General features: G+C 32.9%; 14 protein-coding genes and 1 pseudogene. 5 read left to right on the top strand and 10 right to left on the bottom strand.

From position 1 onward, the window contains the following. Window positions 1-215: 215 nt before the first annotated feature. The 7 genes from WFK35_RS10890 to WFK35_RS10860 all read right to left on the bottom strand — a co-directional run bounded on the left by WFK35_RS10890 (window position 216) and on the right by WFK35_RS10860 (window position 8,109). Complete coding sequence (locus WFK35_RS10890; RefSeq protein ID WP_336732660.1) at window positions 216-2,423, bottom strand: peptidase domain-containing ABC transporter; 2,208 nt, start codon at window positions 2,421-2,423, stop codon at window positions 216-218. After that, entirely contained in the window at window positions 2,424-2,789 is a 366-nt protein-coding gene (locus tag WFK35_RS10885; protein WP_076390947.1) for a hypothetical protein, read from the bottom strand. Window positions 2,790-2,800: 11 nt separating this feature from the next. Further along, entirely contained in the window at window positions 2,801-4,090 is a 1,290-nt protein-coding gene (locus WFK35_RS10880; RefSeq protein WP_336732659.1) for a hypothetical protein, read from the bottom strand. Between the two features lies 1 nt (window position 4,091). Continuing rightward, entirely contained in the window at window positions 4,092-5,399 is a 1,308-nt protein-coding gene (locus WFK35_RS10875) for a hypothetical protein (protein ID WP_336732658.1), read from the bottom strand. Window positions 5,400-5,468: 69 nt separating this feature from the next. Beyond that, entirely contained in the window at window positions 5,469-5,624 is a 156-nt protein-coding gene (locus WFK35_RS10870) for a hypothetical protein (RefSeq protein ID WP_165796729.1), read from the bottom strand. Window positions 5,625-5,723: 99 nt separating this feature from the next. Further along, window positions 5,724-7,892, bottom strand: coding sequence for an outer membrane beta-barrel family protein (locus tag WFK35_RS10865; RefSeq protein ID WP_336732657.1), 2,169 nt, complete (start codon window positions 7,890-7,892; stop codon window positions 5,724-5,726). 1 nt (window position 7,893) lies between these two features. Continuing rightward, complete coding sequence (locus WFK35_RS10860; RefSeq protein WP_336732656.1) at window positions 7,894-8,109, bottom strand: hypothetical protein; 216 nt, start codon at window positions 8,107-8,109, stop codon at window positions 7,894-7,896. A gap of 283 nt (window positions 8,110-8,392) precedes the next feature. On the opposite strand from WFK35_RS10860, the gene WFK35_RS10855 reads away from it, so the two are divergent. Continuing rightward, window positions 8,393-10,087, top strand: coding sequence for a helix-turn-helix domain-containing protein (locus WFK35_RS10855; protein ID WP_336732655.1), 1,695 nt, complete (start codon window positions 8,393-8,395; stop codon window positions 10,085-10,087). A gap of 103 nt (window positions 10,088-10,190) precedes the next feature. On the opposite strand, the gene WFK35_RS10850 is transcribed toward WFK35_RS10855, so the two are convergent. Continuing rightward, window positions 10,191-10,793: a hypothetical protein gene (locus tag WFK35_RS10850; RefSeq protein WP_336732654.1), complete on the bottom strand. Its 603-nt coding sequence runs from the start codon at window positions 10,791-10,793 to the stop codon at window positions 10,191-10,193. A gap of 139 nt (window positions 10,794-10,932) precedes the next feature. After that, on the bottom strand, window positions 10,933-13,212 hold the full coding sequence (gene katG / locus WFK35_RS10845) for a catalase/peroxidase HPI (protein WP_336732653.1): 2,280 nt from the start codon (window positions 13,210-13,212) through the stop codon (window positions 10,933-10,935). A gap of 335 nt (window positions 13,213-13,547) precedes the next feature. On the opposite strand from katG, the gene WFK35_RS10840 reads away from it, so the two are divergent. Together WFK35_RS10840 and WFK35_RS10835 are read left to right on the top strand one after the other, a co-directional pair. Then, entirely contained in the window at window positions 13,548-14,009 is a 462-nt protein-coding gene (locus tag WFK35_RS10840; protein WP_214590760.1) for a heme-binding domain-containing protein, read from the top strand. A 12-nt stretch (window positions 14,010-14,021) separates the two neighbouring features. Then, a complete protein-coding gene (locus WFK35_RS10835; protein ID WP_336732652.1) occupies window positions 14,022-14,435 on the top strand; it encodes a thiol-disulfide oxidoreductase DCC family protein in 414 nt (137 codons plus the stop codon). An 86-nt stretch (window positions 14,436-14,521) separates the two neighbouring features. Here WFK35_RS10835 and WFK35_RS10830 read toward each other — a convergent pair whose 3' ends face one another. Then, entirely contained in the window at window positions 14,522-15,958 is a 1,437-nt protein-coding gene (locus WFK35_RS10830; protein ID WP_214590762.1) for an alpha-amylase, read from the bottom strand. Between the two features lie 191 nt (window positions 15,959-16,149). Between WFK35_RS10830 and WFK35_RS10825 the strand changes: the two genes are divergently transcribed. Both WFK35_RS10825 and WFK35_RS10820 read left to right on the top strand, forming a co-directional pair. Further along, complete coding sequence (locus WFK35_RS10825) at window positions 16,150-16,812, top strand: DUF4290 domain-containing protein (RefSeq protein WP_214590763.1); 663 nt, start codon at window positions 16,150-16,152, stop codon at window positions 16,810-16,812. Window positions 16,813-16,814: 2 nt separating this feature from the next. Further along, window positions 16,815-17,041: pseudogene (locus WFK35_RS10820) on the top strand (UDP-N-acetylglucosamine 1-carboxyvinyltransferase); the annotation flags it as partial.

Genomic DNA, 17,041 nt, shown 5'->3' with positions numbered 1-17,041 from the left:
CTTTAGCACATAATTTAAGAAAAAAAGTGGCGTAAGATCCACATTTTATTTTAAAAATCAGCCAAAAAATCCAATCTGAAAAGTTTAATAAAAAAAACCGCCTCATGGAAATGAGACGGCTTCTTTTTTGTATTTAAGAAATATTAATATTTGTCATCTGAGCTTCTTATAAATAGCTGATTACAGTCTTATCTTTGGAATTTTAAAGAAAAGTATTAGCTGCCGAGTTCCAATTGATTTTTTACCAGATTATAGTAATCTGCTTTATGATCAACCAATGTCTGATGATTTCCATGCTCTACAATTCTTCCATTTTTTAAAACAATAATTTGATCGGCATTTTTCACTGTACTTAAACGGTGTGCGATGATTAAAACTGTTTTTCCTTTGAAAAACTGTTGTAAATTGTCATGGATGATTTTTTCATTTTCGGCATCAAGTGCAGAAGTAGCTTCATCAAAAAAAATGTAATGAGGATTTTTATAAACAGCTCTTGCAATAAGTATTCTTTGTTTTTGCCCACCAGAAATACCATTTCCTGATGCTCCGATTTTGGTATTATATCCTAAGGGAAGTTCTTCTATAAACTCTTCGATATTTGCTATTTTTACTGCGTTTTGAAGTTTTTCTCTGTTTACCTCCTCATCACCAGTGGCAATATTTCTTTCAATAGTATCTGAAAATATAAAGCCGTCCTGCATTACGACACCACAATTTTCCCGTAAACTTTTTGGGGAAATTTTTGATATATTTTCAGAATTATAGAAAAGTTCACCTCTTGTTGGTTCGTAAAATCTCAGAAGCAGTTTCATTAAAGTGGTTTTTCCACTACCGCTTGCGCCGACAATTGCCGTTATTTTTCCTTCCGGAATTTTAAAACTAATATCTTTAAGAACAAATGGAGATTTAGGACCTTCATATTGAAATGAAACATCATTAATATTGATCCCTTGATTCTTTAATAAAGATGTTTTTGGAAGAGGGATTAAATTTTCATTTTCTTCATCTTCATGATACTGAACTTCAGAGAGTCTTTCCAAACTAAGCTTGGCATCCTGTAGAGAATAAAAAAATGTTGTAATACTGTTAAGAGGAGAGATCATTTGTCCCAATATAAAAGAAATTGCCATAAGCTCACCCAATGACATTTCTCCTTTTATCACACAAACAGCGGAAATGTAGGTTACAATAATGTTTTTAATTTGGTTGATTATTTCAAAACCGCCTATCTGAAATTGAGTTAACCTCAAAACTCTTGCATTTATTTGTAACAATTTATCCTGAATTTTCTGCCATTCTTTATTCTTAAAATCCTGAAACTGATTTAGCTTCATCTCTGTTACACCATTTATAATCTCATAGATGGCATTTTGATTTTCACTTTTTAATTTAAATTTATAAAAATCGAGTATGCTTCTTTTCTTCAGAAAATATGCAGACCAACAAACAGCTAAAACAGTAAGAAGCAAATAAATGAACAGTATTGTGTAGTTGTAATATCCCAAAATAACAAAAAATACACAAAATGAAATAATGGAAAAAATAGTGATTAAACTCTGTGAAGTTAAAAAGTTTTCGATTCTTTCATTATCCTGAATTCTTTGAGTGAAATCGCCCATCATTTTAGTATCAAAGAATTTTATTTTTAACTGTAATAATTTTCTTAGAAAATCTGAAATAATTGTTATGCTGATTTTTGTTCCTACTTTTAAAACCAGCCAGTTTCTAATGATTTCAACAGTCATAGCTCCCAGAAACAAGCTGATCTGCGCAAAAAGTATCAATTGAACAATTGACAGGTTTTTGTCCGTAATCCCTTTATCTATAAGATTTTGCGTTAAAAACGGGAAAGCGATGTTTACTAAATTGCCTAAAAGCAAGGATAATAACATCCACAAAAACTGTTTTTTATGCTGAAATAAAATTCCTGCCAAATATTTGATATTTATTTTATTTTCCGCAGGTGGAGAATATTCATAGAAAGCATCTGTAGGATTGAGAAATAATGCAACACCTTTGTTGTCGCTGCTAATCCAATGCTTTAAAAATTCAGTTTCCTTGAGGTATAATATTCCATAGGAAGGATCAACAATTTTAAACAATAAGCCTCTTTTAAAAAAAGGCTTATTGCCTTTTTTGGACCCTTTTATTTTTTCTAAAACTATAAAATGGTTTTGATCCCAATGTAATATACAGGGTGTAGGTAAATCTAAAAGCTGGTCTAAATTTATTCTGGTTGTTACTGTTTCAAATCCTATGCTTTGCGCCGCTTCGCTGATTCCTAATAAAGATACTCCATCTCTTGTAAGAAATGATTTTTCTCTTAAATATTTCAGAGTATATTTTTTTCCATACTCATTGGCAATCATAGCCAGACAAGCCGGACCACAGTCCATGATATTATACTGAGGAATAAATTTCATTTATTTGTTGGTTGATTCAATAAAATCAGATATTTTTTTCAGTTTTTTCAATATAAGGGGATTCAATAAATCGTTTTTGCTTTGATAATTTAATTCAATTTCATTACCTTCTAGTTTAACAAACGTTTTGTCATTTTTAGTTTCAAGATCACTAATCTTTGACCATACTAATTTCTGGTTCGTTGTTTTATACTCTTTGCCTAACTCTTTTTTTAAATAGTTCAGTATCGACTCTTTTTGCTTTGCATCAAAAGAAGTCGAATAACTGTAGCTTTCGGAAGACTTTGTACTACTGGTCGTTTTTGTCTGGGCAGTTCCTAAATTTGATAATGCAGTCATAAGTATTAAAAGTATTATTTTTTTCATTTTTTATTTCGTTATTCGATGATATTAATTGCTCTTTTATCATAAAGTAATGATAAAAAGTATAAGCCGGCTTCTACAGGCCAATCTTGCGTTAAAGTACTTAATAAATCCGTTACTTTCTCCTCTTTATTTCTATTTAATTTATCAATAATTCCGGGTAATTCATCATGATATTTAATTTTTACTTTATAACCTCGCACAAACATGACCAGCTCATCTCCAATTTTTTCATAGTATGTTTTAAATGGATAAGGAGTAATTATTTTTTTATTCTCTAGTACTTCATAATTATCTACATCATATTTTATTTTATCATTTAAGGTTATTGGAATATTTGCCCATCCACCATTACTTAAAATTGCTAATTTAAATTCTTTGTGTAAGTACTTCATCAAATTCATGAAAGATAGATGTCTAAGATTTTCATCTAAATTAATTACTGATTCAATGGCATTAAATGAATCTTCAACTTCTACATTTTTATCCGGACTTAATATTTGTTTGTTATCATTTAAATATTGCTGAGAAATAGAATTTAAAATTGCCGATGTAAAACCTTTTCTTGTAGGATTGTTAAATCCAACTATAAATCCGATAGACAATTCATCAGAAAATCCTATATGATACTTATTCCATGGCATAAAATAAAAATCTCCAGTTTCAAAAGGATATGCATCCGAGTAAGGCAGAAGTGGTTCTATATCTGTATTATTTTCTTTTTTGCCAGTTAACTCCTTATATGTATCTTCTTCCCAATTATACATTATTTTTGGACCGGGTCCAAGATGAAAATGCATTATATTTTCGCCCTTAATATCAATATGAATTCCCAAAGGTGTCCATCCGTAATTCCCTACAAACAGAGTCATTTCCAGTCCTGTTAAAGGTATTCCTACTTTATCCAGTAAAGGCTGTAATTTTAATAAAATATTCTGTGAAACTTTCTCTGAAAATTTTTCAGTTCTATTAATAATCATACCGAATTTTTGTTTTTCAAAAACTCTTTCTGCATAACTTTCCAAAGTTTCTTTTTCAGTTGGTGGAGCATCAAAAAGTCTGGATATATAGTTTATATCCTGCTCTTCACCTTTTATGTACACTCTAAACCCATACTGATTAGTTCTATGAGTATAAATCTCCTGTAAAATCTTTACGGCTTCATTCTTTAATATATCAATATCATCATTAGAAATTACATTTTTATATACTTTTGTTTTAGTGAAATTCCCACTATCTTCTAGAAAATGATCCCACCACTCAGCAGAAAAAGATTCTACTTTTTCGATAATTGCCTGTTCCATCTTATTTCAACTTATTAGTTTCAACAATATTAATAGCTCTCTTGTCATAAAGGAGCGATAAAAAGTATAAACCTGCTTCTACAGGCCAATCAACTATCAAATTACTGAGTAAATCCGTTACCAGTTCTTCTTTATTCTGGTTTAACTTATCAATTATATTTATTAGCTCATCATGATATCTAATTTTCACCTTATATCCTCTTGCAAAAATCACCAATTCATCATCTATTTTTTCGTAAAATGTTTTAAAGGGATATGGAGTGATAATTTTCTTATTATCCAGTATTTCATAATTATCAATCTCATACTTGATTTTATCGCTTAAGGTGACAGGAATACTTGCCCATCCTCCGTTGCTTAAAATTGCTAATTTATACTCTTTATGGAGGTACTTTAATAAATCAATGAAAGTCAGCTCTCTTAGATTTTCATTTAGATTCAGTACGGATTTAATATTTTCAAACGTTAAATCTATATCTTTATCCTTATTTGGGCTTAAAATTTCGTCATCCTCATTGAGATGCTGCAAATGAAGGGCATCCAGAATTGCGGTAGTAAAACTCCTCTTTGTAGGATTGTTAAACCAAATGGTAAGGCCTACAGAAAATTGGTCTGAGAACCCGATATGATATTTATTCCAAGGCATATAATAAAGATCTCCCGTTTCAAATGGATAACTTTCCGCATAAGGTAAAAGTGGTTCGACGTCTTTATTATTATCTTTTTTACCTGTAAGTTCCTTATAATCATCTTCATTCCAGTTGTACATGATCTTAGGACCGGGACCCAAATGAAAGTGAATAACATTTTCGCCTCTGGTATCCTGATGAATCCCCAGAGGAGTCCACCCGTAGTTTCCAATTAGTATATGAGCACTTAATCCTGTTAGGGGAATACCTACCTTATCTAATAAAGGTTGTATTTTTAGTAATACATGACGAGCTAATTCTTCAGAAAATTTTTCAGTATGATTAATGATCATACCAAATTTCTTATCAGAGAATACTCTATTAAAGTATTCTGTAATATCTTCGTTGTCAAAAGGAGCATGGTTTTCAAATAGATTGGTCATAAAAGTATTATCCTGTTCCTTCCCATCCAAGTATACTCTAAAACCATACTTATTTGTTTTTAATAAATATAATTCTTGTAGGATTTTAATTATTTCTTCATTTAAAAGAACGACATCTGCGTCGTTTATTACACTCTTAAATACTTTGGTCTCCGTAAAATTCCCATTTTCTTTTAAGAAAAAATCCCACCATTCTGAAGAGAATGGTTTTACTTCTGCTAATATATCTGTATTCATAGTTATATGTTTTTAAATTTTATAAGGCGGTGGATTTTCCACCGCCTTTAGCTGTAAAAACTATAGTTTTTAGTTGGTTACTGTTGTTACTACATCTACAACAGTTTTTACTGTTCTTACAGTTTTAATAGTGTCAGCCATACCTCCTTTGATCTCTGCAGATTCAAGTGGTGATAAAGTGCTAACATTCAAAAAATCTTTGGCATTGAATTTTTTCTTTTCCATGTTATTAATTTTTTAATGGGTTAAACAATCGGCAAACTTTTAAAGACACCAGAACTTTAACGTTCTGTTTTATACCCTCGTTGGTCTTTATTTATGCGTTTATTTTTTAAGTCTGTTTTTTTCTTCTTCGTTACTCCCTTCTATCTGAGTACTTTTGATATCTTTATTACCAAATTTATAAACTAATGACAGCCTTAAAAACCTTATATCCTCATAGTTTTTATATTTAATCTGATAATTATTGGTTATTGAAGTCTGGGTTATGATACTGCTTTTTAAGATGTCATTTCCAATAATTGCAAGACTCAGACTCTTATTTAAAAACAAAAATTTTAAGGATACATCAAGCTGGCTGTATGCAGAAATTCTATCTACTCCTGAAATCCCTTTAAAATTATATGAATAATTCAGTCCAAATAAAACAGTCTTTTCTTTATTAAAGCTAAAAGTATTATTGGTAGTCAGGTTATAATTAAATCCGTCCACATTAGAGTTTAGATATGGTACTGTCGATTTTGAATTAGAATAATAAACATCAAAACTGTTATAACTTTGAAACCATTTTTTAAAATTTAATGTATACGATTCTGAAAGACCTATAATTTGCGAGTTTAAATAATTTAAAATTATATTTGCCTGTAAATTATTATTGGCCGGTTCTATCAAGATAATACCACCTGAGCCATCAGTTATTTTAGAGTAGTAAAGTTTACTTGTCCAGTTATTTTTAAGAGTATAACTCAACTCCATGTTATGGCTGTAACTTGGCTGAAGAAACGGATTGCCTTCAGAATACTGATATTTATTGTTATATATCCTAAATGGATTTAAATCCTCAAAATTGGGTCTGTTTAATCTTCTACTGTAGTTTAATGAGAAAATATTATTTTCATCAGGAGTATACGTCAGATAAAATGTTGGGAATAATTTTGAGTAATTATTTTTATTTATTTTATCTAGAGTAATCGAATTACCCTGAGTTTGTGTAGTTTCAAATCTAAGACCTAACTGAGTTTCCCATTTTTCGGATAATTTTTTACTGGCAGAAATATACAATGCTTCAGTATTTTCTTTATAAATAAACCGATTACTCTGTGTATCATCATACACTGAACTTCCGGAACTAAGATTGTACAAAGCCAGATCTGTTTTATTCTTTGTAAAAGAAACTTTCCCGCCAAAAGTAAAATCTGCGAACTTAGTCGGAAAATCCACATCAACATTTGCCGAATAATTTTCAATATCCTGTTTTGAAATATTATTCGCAGAATAATATGAATTTGGAATTACTGTATTATTTGCCAACAAATTATTTGAGCTAAAAATCCTATCCTGACTATCCTTAAATTTTAAATAATTAAAATTTGCAGAAATTTTTCTGCCTAGAGTATCTAATTTATAAATTGAATAAAAATCTACGGTACTAAACCGGTTTCTTATTTTATTTTCAGCTTTATTGACAATTAAAGAGTCAATAGAATTATTACTATTATTAGTTATAGTTGAAAAATCATTTTCTAAATTCTTTTTTTTATTATTACTGGACATATATTGTATTCCAATATTAAAACTGTCCGAAAATCTGTAATTTACACCCATTTTACCTCGAATCAGATCATAATAGTTCCTGTTTGTATTTACTTCATTCCATACCTGACTGGGATAAAAAAAAGTAGTTTTGTAGCTAGGAGCAACTGATCCGTTTGTATATCCCAAATCAGATTCAACAGAAATTTTGTCTTTATTGTAATTAAAATTTCCTCCTAGAGTTCCCGCAGGATAAGTGGTTTGTGTATAAGTACTTCTCACTGAACTGTTCCAACTATTTTGTTTTACTTTATTAAGCTTTATATTAATGATCCCACTATTTCCCTGAGCTTCATATTTGGCTGGTGGGACAGTAATTACTTCAATACTTTTAATATTATCTGAGGGAATTGTTTTTAAAAAACCGATAAGATCATCTCCTGAAAGTTTTATTACTTTGTCATCTACCATCACAATCATTCCGCTTTTACCTATCATCGAAATCTTGTCATTCAGCACGCGTATTCCGGGTGTTACTTTTAAAGCATCAAGCGCATCTCCCCCCGTTGCAGAAATTGAATTTTCAACATTAAATACTAATCTGTCAATTTTCCTTTCAACCAGTTTTTTCTTTGTGACAATTTCTATGTGTTCAATTTGCTTTTCTACAATTTTATTGATGGAATCCTGAGCAAAAGAAAATACAGATATTAATAAAAAAAGTAATGCATATTTTTTCATTCTATTTTTTATCGAGGCCAAAAATTTTCCAATGAGTTCCTTTTATAGGAGGATCCTTATGTTCTTTTATGGAATCGTTTTCTTTTTCATTATCTTCTCTTAAATTAAGTTTTTCTTCAGATGCTGCATTCGGAGAATATAATTCTTCAGTTTCTCTGCACGAATTTATCAACATAATAAAAAGCCCAAGCAATACTAAAATGAATTTGAATTTCATACTTTTTCAATATTTTTTTGAAGATAAATTCCGGCCGAAAGTCATCAGTTATTTTTAGCAATATTAAAAGAGTGTGTTCTGTTTCACAAACAGTTGTGGGTAGGATTATAAAATTTCTTACGTAAAAAATTTTATATTTTTTACATTTTAACAAGTTATTACTCTAATCATCAGTGATTTATTTTCATTAATAAAAAACATTTTATAAGTATGTAAACTTTTATTATTTTAAAATAATTACTTTTGAAGTGAAAAAAATTCCATGAAAACAAATTAAAAAGGAATGAATAAAACTATTTTCAGCTTTTTTATTTTTTTTACTGTCTGTCATCTATCTGCGCAGGACTATTATTCTGCGCTAAGAAATAAATATTGGGTATATGAAGAAAATGATCAAAAGGCTTTTCATTATTTAAATATCTATATATACAAAGCAAAAAAAGAGAAAAACTATGCAGAACTTTTTCAGGCTTATGATGATGCTATAAGGTATTCTCCAAATAAAAAAATAGAATATGCAGACAGTGCTATTTATGCTGCAAAACAATCTGCAAATACTGACCTCATAGGCAGTTCATATATAAGCAAGGGTGCTGTATATTATTTTACTTACAGAAAATTTCAGCCTGCCCTTAATGAATATTTAAAAGCATATGAGTACACAAAAAATACAGATGATGAATTTCTGAAACACCAGAATCTCTATCATATCGGTGTAGTAAAAAGTTACCTTGGATATTACAAAGATGCACTACAGGTATTTAAAAAATGTAACTCTTATTTTAAATCTAAAATAAAGACAAATATACACCCCAATCTTATAAAGAATCATCAGAAAGGCTACCTCAATTCTTTGCATCAAATGATTGTATGCTATCAACAGTTAGGAAATTATAGAGAAGCTGAAAAACTTACACAAGAAGGATTGAGTGAAATTCCAAAGGACTCTTTTTTCGATCTTGAAAAAAGCTATTTCTATAAAAGTGAAGCTATAACAGAATTCAATAAAAAATCTTATCAGAGTTCTATCCAAACATTTAACCAAGCGCTCCCTCAATTTATAAAAGTTAACGATTACACATTTGCATCCGTTATCTACTTTTACAGAGGATCAGCATACGAAAAACTAAAAAATACAGACAAAGCGCTTTCAGACTACAAAAAGGTTGACTCAATTTTTAATAAATACCAATTTATTCTTCCTGAATTAAGAAACAATTATGAAGCGCTTATTACTCATTACAGGAATAAGAAACAGCCAAAAGAAGAGCTCTATTATACCAAACAGCTTTTAAAAGCAGATAGCATTATATCCACTGATTTTAAATATCTTTCCAATCGTATACACAGAGACTACGATACAAAATCCCTTCTCGAAGCACAATCCAATCTGGAAAAGACGAACTCTTTAGGGAAGTTTTTATTAATGCTTAGTTTAGTGGTGATTCTTATCCTGATCGTATTTCTAACATATTGGCAAAAAAAGAAAAAAGAAATTCAGATAAAATATGATGAGTTGCTGCAAAAAATCAATGCAAATTCTATAAAAAGTAAAGAAGACACCAATTTTAACAGGACAAATGAAAAGAATTCGAAAATAGAAACTAAAACAGCACAGCATCTTAAAAGTAAATTTAATGAATTTGAAAAAAACAATCGCTTCCTTGAAAAAGGTATCACTGCCGGAAAACTGGCAATAGAGTTCGGGACTAATGCCACTTATATTTCACAATTCATGAATGAATATCTGGGCTGTAACTTCAATACTTACATCAATAAATTGAGAATAGACTACGCAACAGAAAAAATGTACAATAATAAACTTTGGCTGAAATATTCTGTAGAAGATATAGCCCTTGCATGCGGTTTCAGCAATCGGCAAAGCTTTTCAAATTTGTTTTATGAACAAAATGGCATCCGTCCTGCTGATTTCCTGAAAAAAAGAAAAGAAGAAATAAGATTACAAAGAGTATCCTAAATATTATAACACTATCTAAATTTAGCTTTCAAAAAATCAAAATCTTTAAATAAACAAAGCCGGTACTTTAAACCGGCTTTATCTATTAAATGATTGAGAAATTCTAATATCTCGAAATAATCACCCAAGCCGATCCCGTACTCTGAACGGCAATTCCTCTGCCCAAATCGCTGTTATTTAAACCGTAATTTGAAAAATTTCCGCCATTAATCCTGAATGTTCCTGTTATCGTTACATTTCCGGAAGTATCATTGATCAGCTGGTAAACTTTTCCTCTGTTTGTAGAGGTTGCAGAAGGTAAAGTAATATTTCCCCCTACTAAAACAGTATAATCATCTGCTGCAACAGTTCCTGAAGACATTGACTTTATTTTTTGAGTTGCTGCCGCCGACAATAGCTTTATCCATTTCCCGGAACTTCCGTCAAAATAATAATACCCGGAAGCTGTAACATCTACCGTCTGTCCTGCAGGAGAAGTATCTTCCTGAGTAACAAAAACAACGGCTCCGTTTTGTGAGCTGGTATAGTTTTTTGCTCTTAGTTGTGTTCCTGTAATTCGCGGTGCTATAATGCCATCAAATTTTGCCGGATCTGCCGGATTACCTGTAATGTCTAATGTTGCACTGGGATTTTCATTATTGATTCCTATCTGAGCGTAACTAAAAGAGCCTACCAATAATAAGGCAGGAAATAATTTTTTTATCATGTTTAGATTTGTTTTTTTAGCAAAAATATATTTTATTTAAACAAATCCTAATTTTTAGTTGTTAAAATTAAATAAAAACAAAAAAAAGACAACAAAAACCGTTGCCTTTTCAATTATTATGTTAAATATTTTAATTATACTAAATCAGATCAAACCGATCAAGATTCATTACTTTTACCCAAGCTGAAACAAAATCATTCACAAACTTTTCTTTGGCATCCGAACTTGCATATACTTCTGCAATAGCTCTCAGTTCGGAATTCGATCCGAAAACAAGATCCGCTCTTGTGGCTGTCCATTTTTTCTCTCCGGTTTTTCGGTCTGTCCCTTCATACAATTCATTATCATCAGAAGCAGATTTCCACTGAGTACTCATATCCAGTAAATTAACAAAGAAATCATTGGAAAGCATTCCCGGATTCTGCGTAAAAATACCGTGAGAAGAACCGTCGAAATTCGCATTAAGAGATCTCATTCCTCCGATTAATACAGTAAGTTCAGGAGCTGTAAGCGTTAACAGCTGTGCTTTATCAATCAATAAAGATTCTGTAGATACTGAGAATTTTTTCTTTAGATAGTTTCTGAATCCATCTGCTGCAGGCTCAAGATATCCCATAGATTCTACATCAGTCTGTTCCTGTGAAGCATCCATTCTTCCCGGCGCAAAAGGAACGATGATCTGATAGCCACCGTCTTTTGCAGCTTTTTCAACAGCAGCACTTCCTGCAAGAACAATAAGATCAGCTAAAGAAATTCTTTTACCGCCTGTTTGGTTTTCATTAAATTCTCTCTGAATATTTTCAAGAATACTTAAAACTTTCTGAAGCTGTGCCGGATTATTTACTTCCCAGTCTTTTTGTGGAGCTAAACGAATTCTCGCCCCGTTTGCGCCTCCTCTTTTATCACTTCCTCTGAATGTAGAAGCCGATGCCCAGGCTGTAGAAACCAATTCTGAAACACTTAAACCTGAAGCTAAAATTTTTGATTTTAAAGCTTCAACATCTGAATTATTGATTAATGCGTGATCCACTTCCGGAATCGGATCCTGCCATATTAATTCTTCTGCGGGAACATCCGGTCCTAAATAACGGGCTTTAGGTCCCATATCTCTGTGCGTCAGTTTATACCATGCTCTTGCAAAAGCATCCGCAAAAGCATCCGGATTTTCATAAAATCTTCTTGATATTTTCTCATAAACAGGATCAAACCTCAACGAAAGATCCGTTGTAAGCATTGTTGGTCTGTGTTTTTTATTAGGATCAAAAGCATCGGGAATAATTTCTTCTCCGTTCTTGGCAACCCATTGATGCGCTCCTGCCGGACTTTTTGTAAGTTCCCATTCGTTTTCAAAAAGATTTTTAAAGAAATAGTTACTCCATTCTGTCGGAGTTTCCGTCCATGTTACTTCCAGTCCGCTGGAAATGGCATCCGGTCCTTTTCCGGATTTATAGGTGCTGTTCCATCCAAATCCCTGCGCTTCAATTCCTGCTGCTTCGGGCTCTTCTCCCACATGATCTGCAGGTCCTGCTCCGTGTGTTTTACCAAATGTGTGACCGCCCGCAATTAAAGCAACGGTTTCTTCATCATTCATTGCCATTCTTCCAAACGTATCACGAATATCTTTTGCTGCTGCAATAGGATCAGGATTTCCGTCCGGACCTTCAGGATTTACATAAATAAGTCCCATCTGTACGGCAGCCAAAGGTTTTTCTAAATTTCTTGTATGGATATCTCCATCTGCATTGTCATCAGTAGGAAGAACTCCTCTGTTTTCTACCACTCCGTCTGAGCCATGTGCATAGCGAAGATCTCCACCCAACCATGTTTTCTCTGTTCCCCAGTAAACATCCTGATCCGGTTCCCAAACATCTTCACGACCTCCGGCAAATCCGAACGTTTTGAATCCCATCGATTCTAAAGCAATATTTCCGGTAAGGATCATTAAATCTGCCCACGAAATTTTCTTCCCATATTTTTGTTTAATAGGCCAAAGAAGTCTTCTCGCTTTATCCAGACTTACGTTATCCGGCCAACTGTTTAATGGCGCAAAACGCTGCTGTCCTGCTCCTGCTCCGCCTCGTCCGTCACCTACACGATACGTTCCCGCACTGTGCCAAGCCATACGGATGAACAAGGGTCCATAATGTCCGAAATCTGCCGGCCACCAATCCTGAGAGTCCGTCATTAAAGCCTGAAGGTCTTTTTTTACTTCTTCCAGATCGAGGCTTTTAAAAGCTTCAGCATAATTAAAATCTTTATCCATAGGGTTAGACAGATCAGAATGCTGACGAAGAATATCTACTCTTAACTGATCCGGCCACCAGTCTATATTTTTAGTACCGCCTCCTGCAACATTTTCTTTTTTCATCGTTCCGTTGTGAAAAGGGCATTTGCTGATGTCTCCTGAAGTATTTTCCATATCGTTTAAATTTTTATGTTGATTAACAATTTTTTAAATATTGAACATTGCAAACATACAACTGTTATAAAATAAATACAATCTATTGAAATTATTTTTACGATAGCTAAAAACAATAATTAGTTTTAAATTACTGTTTTGCAATTCTTTAAATAGATGGATCTGTAATAATTCATTTAAGGTAAGCATTTTTTATCTGAATTTAAATAATATTCAATCTCATATACAGATATTTAGAAACATTAAAGACAAGGCAATGTGTACTGCATTTTAAACTTCTTATATCTCAAAAATTTGACTATCTTTATCTATTCAGAAAACATAAAATTTTAGCAATGAAAAAAATATTGGTCATCGTTCTTGTCGCTTTTATCATCATACAGTTTTTTCCGATCGACAAAACAAATCCTGCTCCTACTCCTGGAATGGATTTTTTAAAGATTAAAAATGTACAGCCGGAAGTGGCTCAACTGATTACCAATTCATGCTACGACTGTCATTCTAATGAATCAAAATATCCGTGGTATTCTAACATTGCTCCTGCTTCATGGATTCTGAAGCATCATATCGACGAAGGAAGAAAAGAACTCAATTTCTCTACGTTTGCCACGTATCTTCCCAAACAGCAGGCTCATAAGCTTGATGAATGTATAGAAATGATCGAAAAAAAAGAAATGCCTCTGGAATCGTATTATATCGGACATCAGGATGCAAAACTTACGGATGAGCAGCGAAAAATATTAGTAGATTATTTCAAAAAAGAAAAAGCTGAGACTGAAAGAAAAATGGCTCTTTAAAAATCAAAAATCATGGAGGAAAAATGGGTGGGGAAACATATTGTATTTTTTGACGGTGATTGCGGAGTCTGCAATTTCTGGGTTCAGTGGATTCTTAAAAGAGATAAGAAAGACCGGTTTCTTTTTGCTTCGTTACAGTCGGATTTCGGACAACAGTTCTTAACCGAAAGAAAACTGAATACGGAAGTTTTCAATACGCTTTATTTGTGGAAACCGAATCATTATTATCTCGAAAAATCCAAAGCCGTTCTGCAAATTGCCCATCTTTTAGGCGGGATCTATAAACTTTCAGCCATCGGAAAAATCATTCCCGGATTTTTAAGCGATCAAATTTATGATGCTGTATCAAGAAACAGAATGAAACTGGCAAATCAGAAATGTTATCTTCCTACTCCCGATGAAAGAAAAAAATTTATAGAAGTCTGATTGATCTTTAAATGATAAACGCTGTAAATAAATAAAGACTGTTTCAATTACGAAACAGTCTTTTTCATTTTAAAACCTTGATTCTATTATTGGTTTAAAGACCATACTGAATAAGATTTCGGAGCGCATTGAATTTTCACCCATTTATCGCCCTGAGTTGTAGGATACCAGCCTGAACTTCCGGTAAAATCTTTAATCTGCTGACTTGCCCAGTTCGTCTGAATCCATCTTTCCTGCCACGTTGAAGAATTGTTGATGTAGACTACCAATCCCGGATTTCCGTTATAGCCGTTTCTTCTTGCAATATACTCGTCGTTATCCGTATACAGAATGGAAGTTGTTCCGGTAGCTTTATTATTGTGAATCCAGATCAGATTGTTTAATCTCTCCTTGTTTAGCCATTCTTCATAATCTCGGTAAAAAATCGTAGGATACCCTTCGTGAGTTAAAATATACGCATAAGCCAGCATTTTATTGTAAATGATATCCGTATCATGATTTGCCACGAAAGTCACTGCTTTGAAAGGGTTTCTTTTCCACATCATATCATCATTCAAAGCATTTAAATTATTATTATCAAATGCTTCATCCATTTTATAATAGGCTGCAAAATCGAAAACGGAACTGTTGGCATTATTCGCCCACCATTCCAGCGTGTTTACGTTAGAATCCCATAATTCTCCTACAGAAAATCCTCCCACATTGGCATTCCACTTGTTCACCACCCATGGTCCGAAACCTTTTACATAATCGAACCTCCATCCGTCAAACTTCATAACGTTTTTATAATACTTACCAACAGAATCATCTCTTTCCCAAAGCCAGCTTTGCACATAGGGATTGGCATGGCAAAGATCCGGAAAACCGCCGAAAGCGCCCTCATCATTATTACCATAAGCATTCTTGTAAAAATCGTTGTAATTTCTTGTAAACTTTCCTGATGCCACCCCCGAAAAATTGGTCCATGTATTGGTTCCCGTGTAAGGATTCGCCTCCGACTGACCGCCGCTGTTATGATTGATGACAATATCAGCATACACCTGCATATTTTCAGTGTGAGCCTGCGTAATTAATGCTTCCAGTTCTGCTCTGGATCCGAAACGTGTTTCTACACTTCCGTTCTGGTTAAAGTTTCCGAAGTCGTAATAATCTGTAGGATCATATCCCATAGAATAAGCTCCGTTCTGTGCTTTTGAAGCCGGAGGAAGCCAGATTGCACCAATTCCGGCATTAGACCAGTCGGTTACTTTTGCTTTTACGGTATTCCACCAGTTTCCGCCATCGGGAACATCCCAGTAAAATCCCTGCATAAGAACACTTCCGCCCGGTCCGGCTACGAATTTTGAAGTTGAAGAAGTTCCGGCTCCCGTACTAAAAGGACGCCCGTCGTGATTTGTAACATTCACGATTTTATCATGAATTTCTAACTGTTTTGAGCTTTCGCTAATTGTTTCATCATTGTTCTGGCAAGAACTTACCATACCTAGAGCCAGCAATGAAAGTAAAATGTGTGTTTTTTTCATGTTAAAAATTTTTAATTATTAAAGTATTAACTAAATTACAATTTTATTAAAAAAAATTCTAAACCACGTGAAATAATTTTATTTTTTCTTTAAAAATCCCATCAAATCGCTAACAGGACCAATCATTAAAAAATCATAAACTTTTAAGATTTTCGGTACAATTTTTCCATTATTCCATATATTTGCATACTATGGAATACAATACCCAAAGAACTCAGCTTCATTTGCCTGAATACGGCAGAATTATACAACAGTTGGTTGAACGTTGCAAAGAACTTCCTACAAAAGAAGAGCGAAGCGAAATGGCAATGGCAATCATTGATTTTATGGGTCAGAGAAACCCGCAATTGAGAGACGAAGAAAATTATAAACATAAACTTTGGGATCATCTATACATTTTAGCCAACCATGATCTGGATGTAGATTCCCCCTATCCTTTCCCTACAAAGGAAGAACTTGAAGAAAAACCAAAAAGGATGGAATATCCTAAACTTCAGGGAGATTTTAAATTTTACGGGAAAAGTATTCTTCAGTTAATAGAAAAAGCAATCGAACTGGAACAGGGCGACGAAAAGGAAGCGCTAATCGAAGTGATTGCCAATAATATGAAGAAGTCCTACAATGTATATAATAAGGAACACGTAACAGATGATGTTATTTTCCGTCATCTGAAGGAACTTTCGGAAAACAGGCTGGATCTTACCGGAATAGATTCTCTTGAAAAGAGCAAAATCTATTACACCACCAATAATAACAACCGAAATAATAACAATAACAACAGGAATAACAACCGAAACAACCAAAACAACAAAAGAAGACACAACAACAATAACAATCATAATAAAAGAAAGTAAACATGAGTGGAACATTTCAAATAAGAGGAGGAAAAAGACTGCAAGGCGAAATTACTCCACAGGGGGCTAAGAACGAAGCTCTTCAGATTCTTTGTGCTGTTTTGTTGACTGATGAAGAAGTTAGAATTAAAAATATTCCGGATATCCATGACGTTAATCGATTAATTGAGATTCTGGGTGATTTTGGAGTAAAGGTTACCAAAAACGGACACGGAGATTATACTTTTAA

Origin of the sequence: Chryseobacterium sp. VD8 (assembly GCF_037149975.1) — a bacterium.
GTDB lineage: Bacteria > Bacteroidota > Bacteroidia > Flavobacteriales > Weeksellaceae > Chryseobacterium > Chryseobacterium indicum.
This window is presented reverse-complemented; position numbering and strand designations above follow the sequence as displayed.

Excerpts from the sequence above, each read along its gene's own strand:
- WFK35_RS10855 (WP_336732655.1), top strand. The coding sequence starts at position 8,393 with ATGAATAAAACTATTTTCAGCTTTTTTATTTTTTTTACTGTCTGTCAT.
- WFK35_RS10870 (WP_165796729.1), bottom strand. The coding sequence starts at position 5,624 with ATGGAAAAGAAAAAATTCAATGCCAAAGATTTTTTGAATGTTAGCACT.
- WFK35_RS10865 (WP_336732657.1), bottom strand. The coding sequence starts at position 7,892 with ATGAAAAAATATGCATTACTTTTTTTATTAATATCTGTATTTTCTTTT.
- WFK35_RS10885 (WP_076390947.1), bottom strand. The coding sequence starts at position 2,789 with ATGAAAAAAATAATACTTTTAATACTTATGACTGCATTATCAAATTTA.
- WFK35_RS10825 (WP_214590763.1), top strand. The coding sequence starts at position 16,150 with ATGGAATACAATACCCAAAGAACTCAGCTTCATTTGCCTGAATACGGC.
- WFK35_RS10890 (WP_336732660.1), bottom strand. The coding sequence starts at position 2,423 with ATGAAATTTATTCCTCAGTATAATATCATGGACTGTGGTCCGGCTTGT.
- WFK35_RS10830 (WP_214590762.1), bottom strand. The coding sequence starts at position 15,958 with ATGAAAAAAACACACATTTTACTTTCATTGCTGGCTCTAGGTATGGTA.
- WFK35_RS10850 (WP_336732654.1), bottom strand. The coding sequence starts at position 10,793 with ATGATAAAAAAATTATTTCCTGCCTTATTATTGGTAGGCTCTTTTAGT.
- WFK35_RS10840 (WP_214590760.1), top strand. The coding sequence starts at position 13,548 with ATGAAAAAAATATTGGTCATCGTTCTTGTCGCTTTTATCATCATACAG.
- katG (WP_336732653.1), bottom strand. The coding sequence starts at position 13,212 with ATGGAAAATACTTCAGGAGACATCAGCAAATGCCCTTTTCACAACGGA.
- WFK35_RS10880 (WP_336732659.1), bottom strand. The coding sequence starts at position 4,090 with ATGGAACAGGCAATTATCGAAAAAGTAGAATCTTTTTCTGCTGAGTGG.
- WFK35_RS10860 (WP_336732656.1), bottom strand. The coding sequence starts at position 8,109 with ATGAAATTCAAATTCATTTTAGTATTGCTTGGGCTTTTTATTATGTTG.
- WFK35_RS10875 (WP_336732658.1), bottom strand. The coding sequence starts at position 5,399 with ATGAATACAGATATATTAGCAGAAGTAAAACCATTCTCTTCAGAATGG.
- WFK35_RS10835 (WP_336732652.1), top strand. The coding sequence starts at position 14,022 with ATGGAGGAAAAATGGGTGGGGAAACATATTGTATTTTTTGACGGTGAT.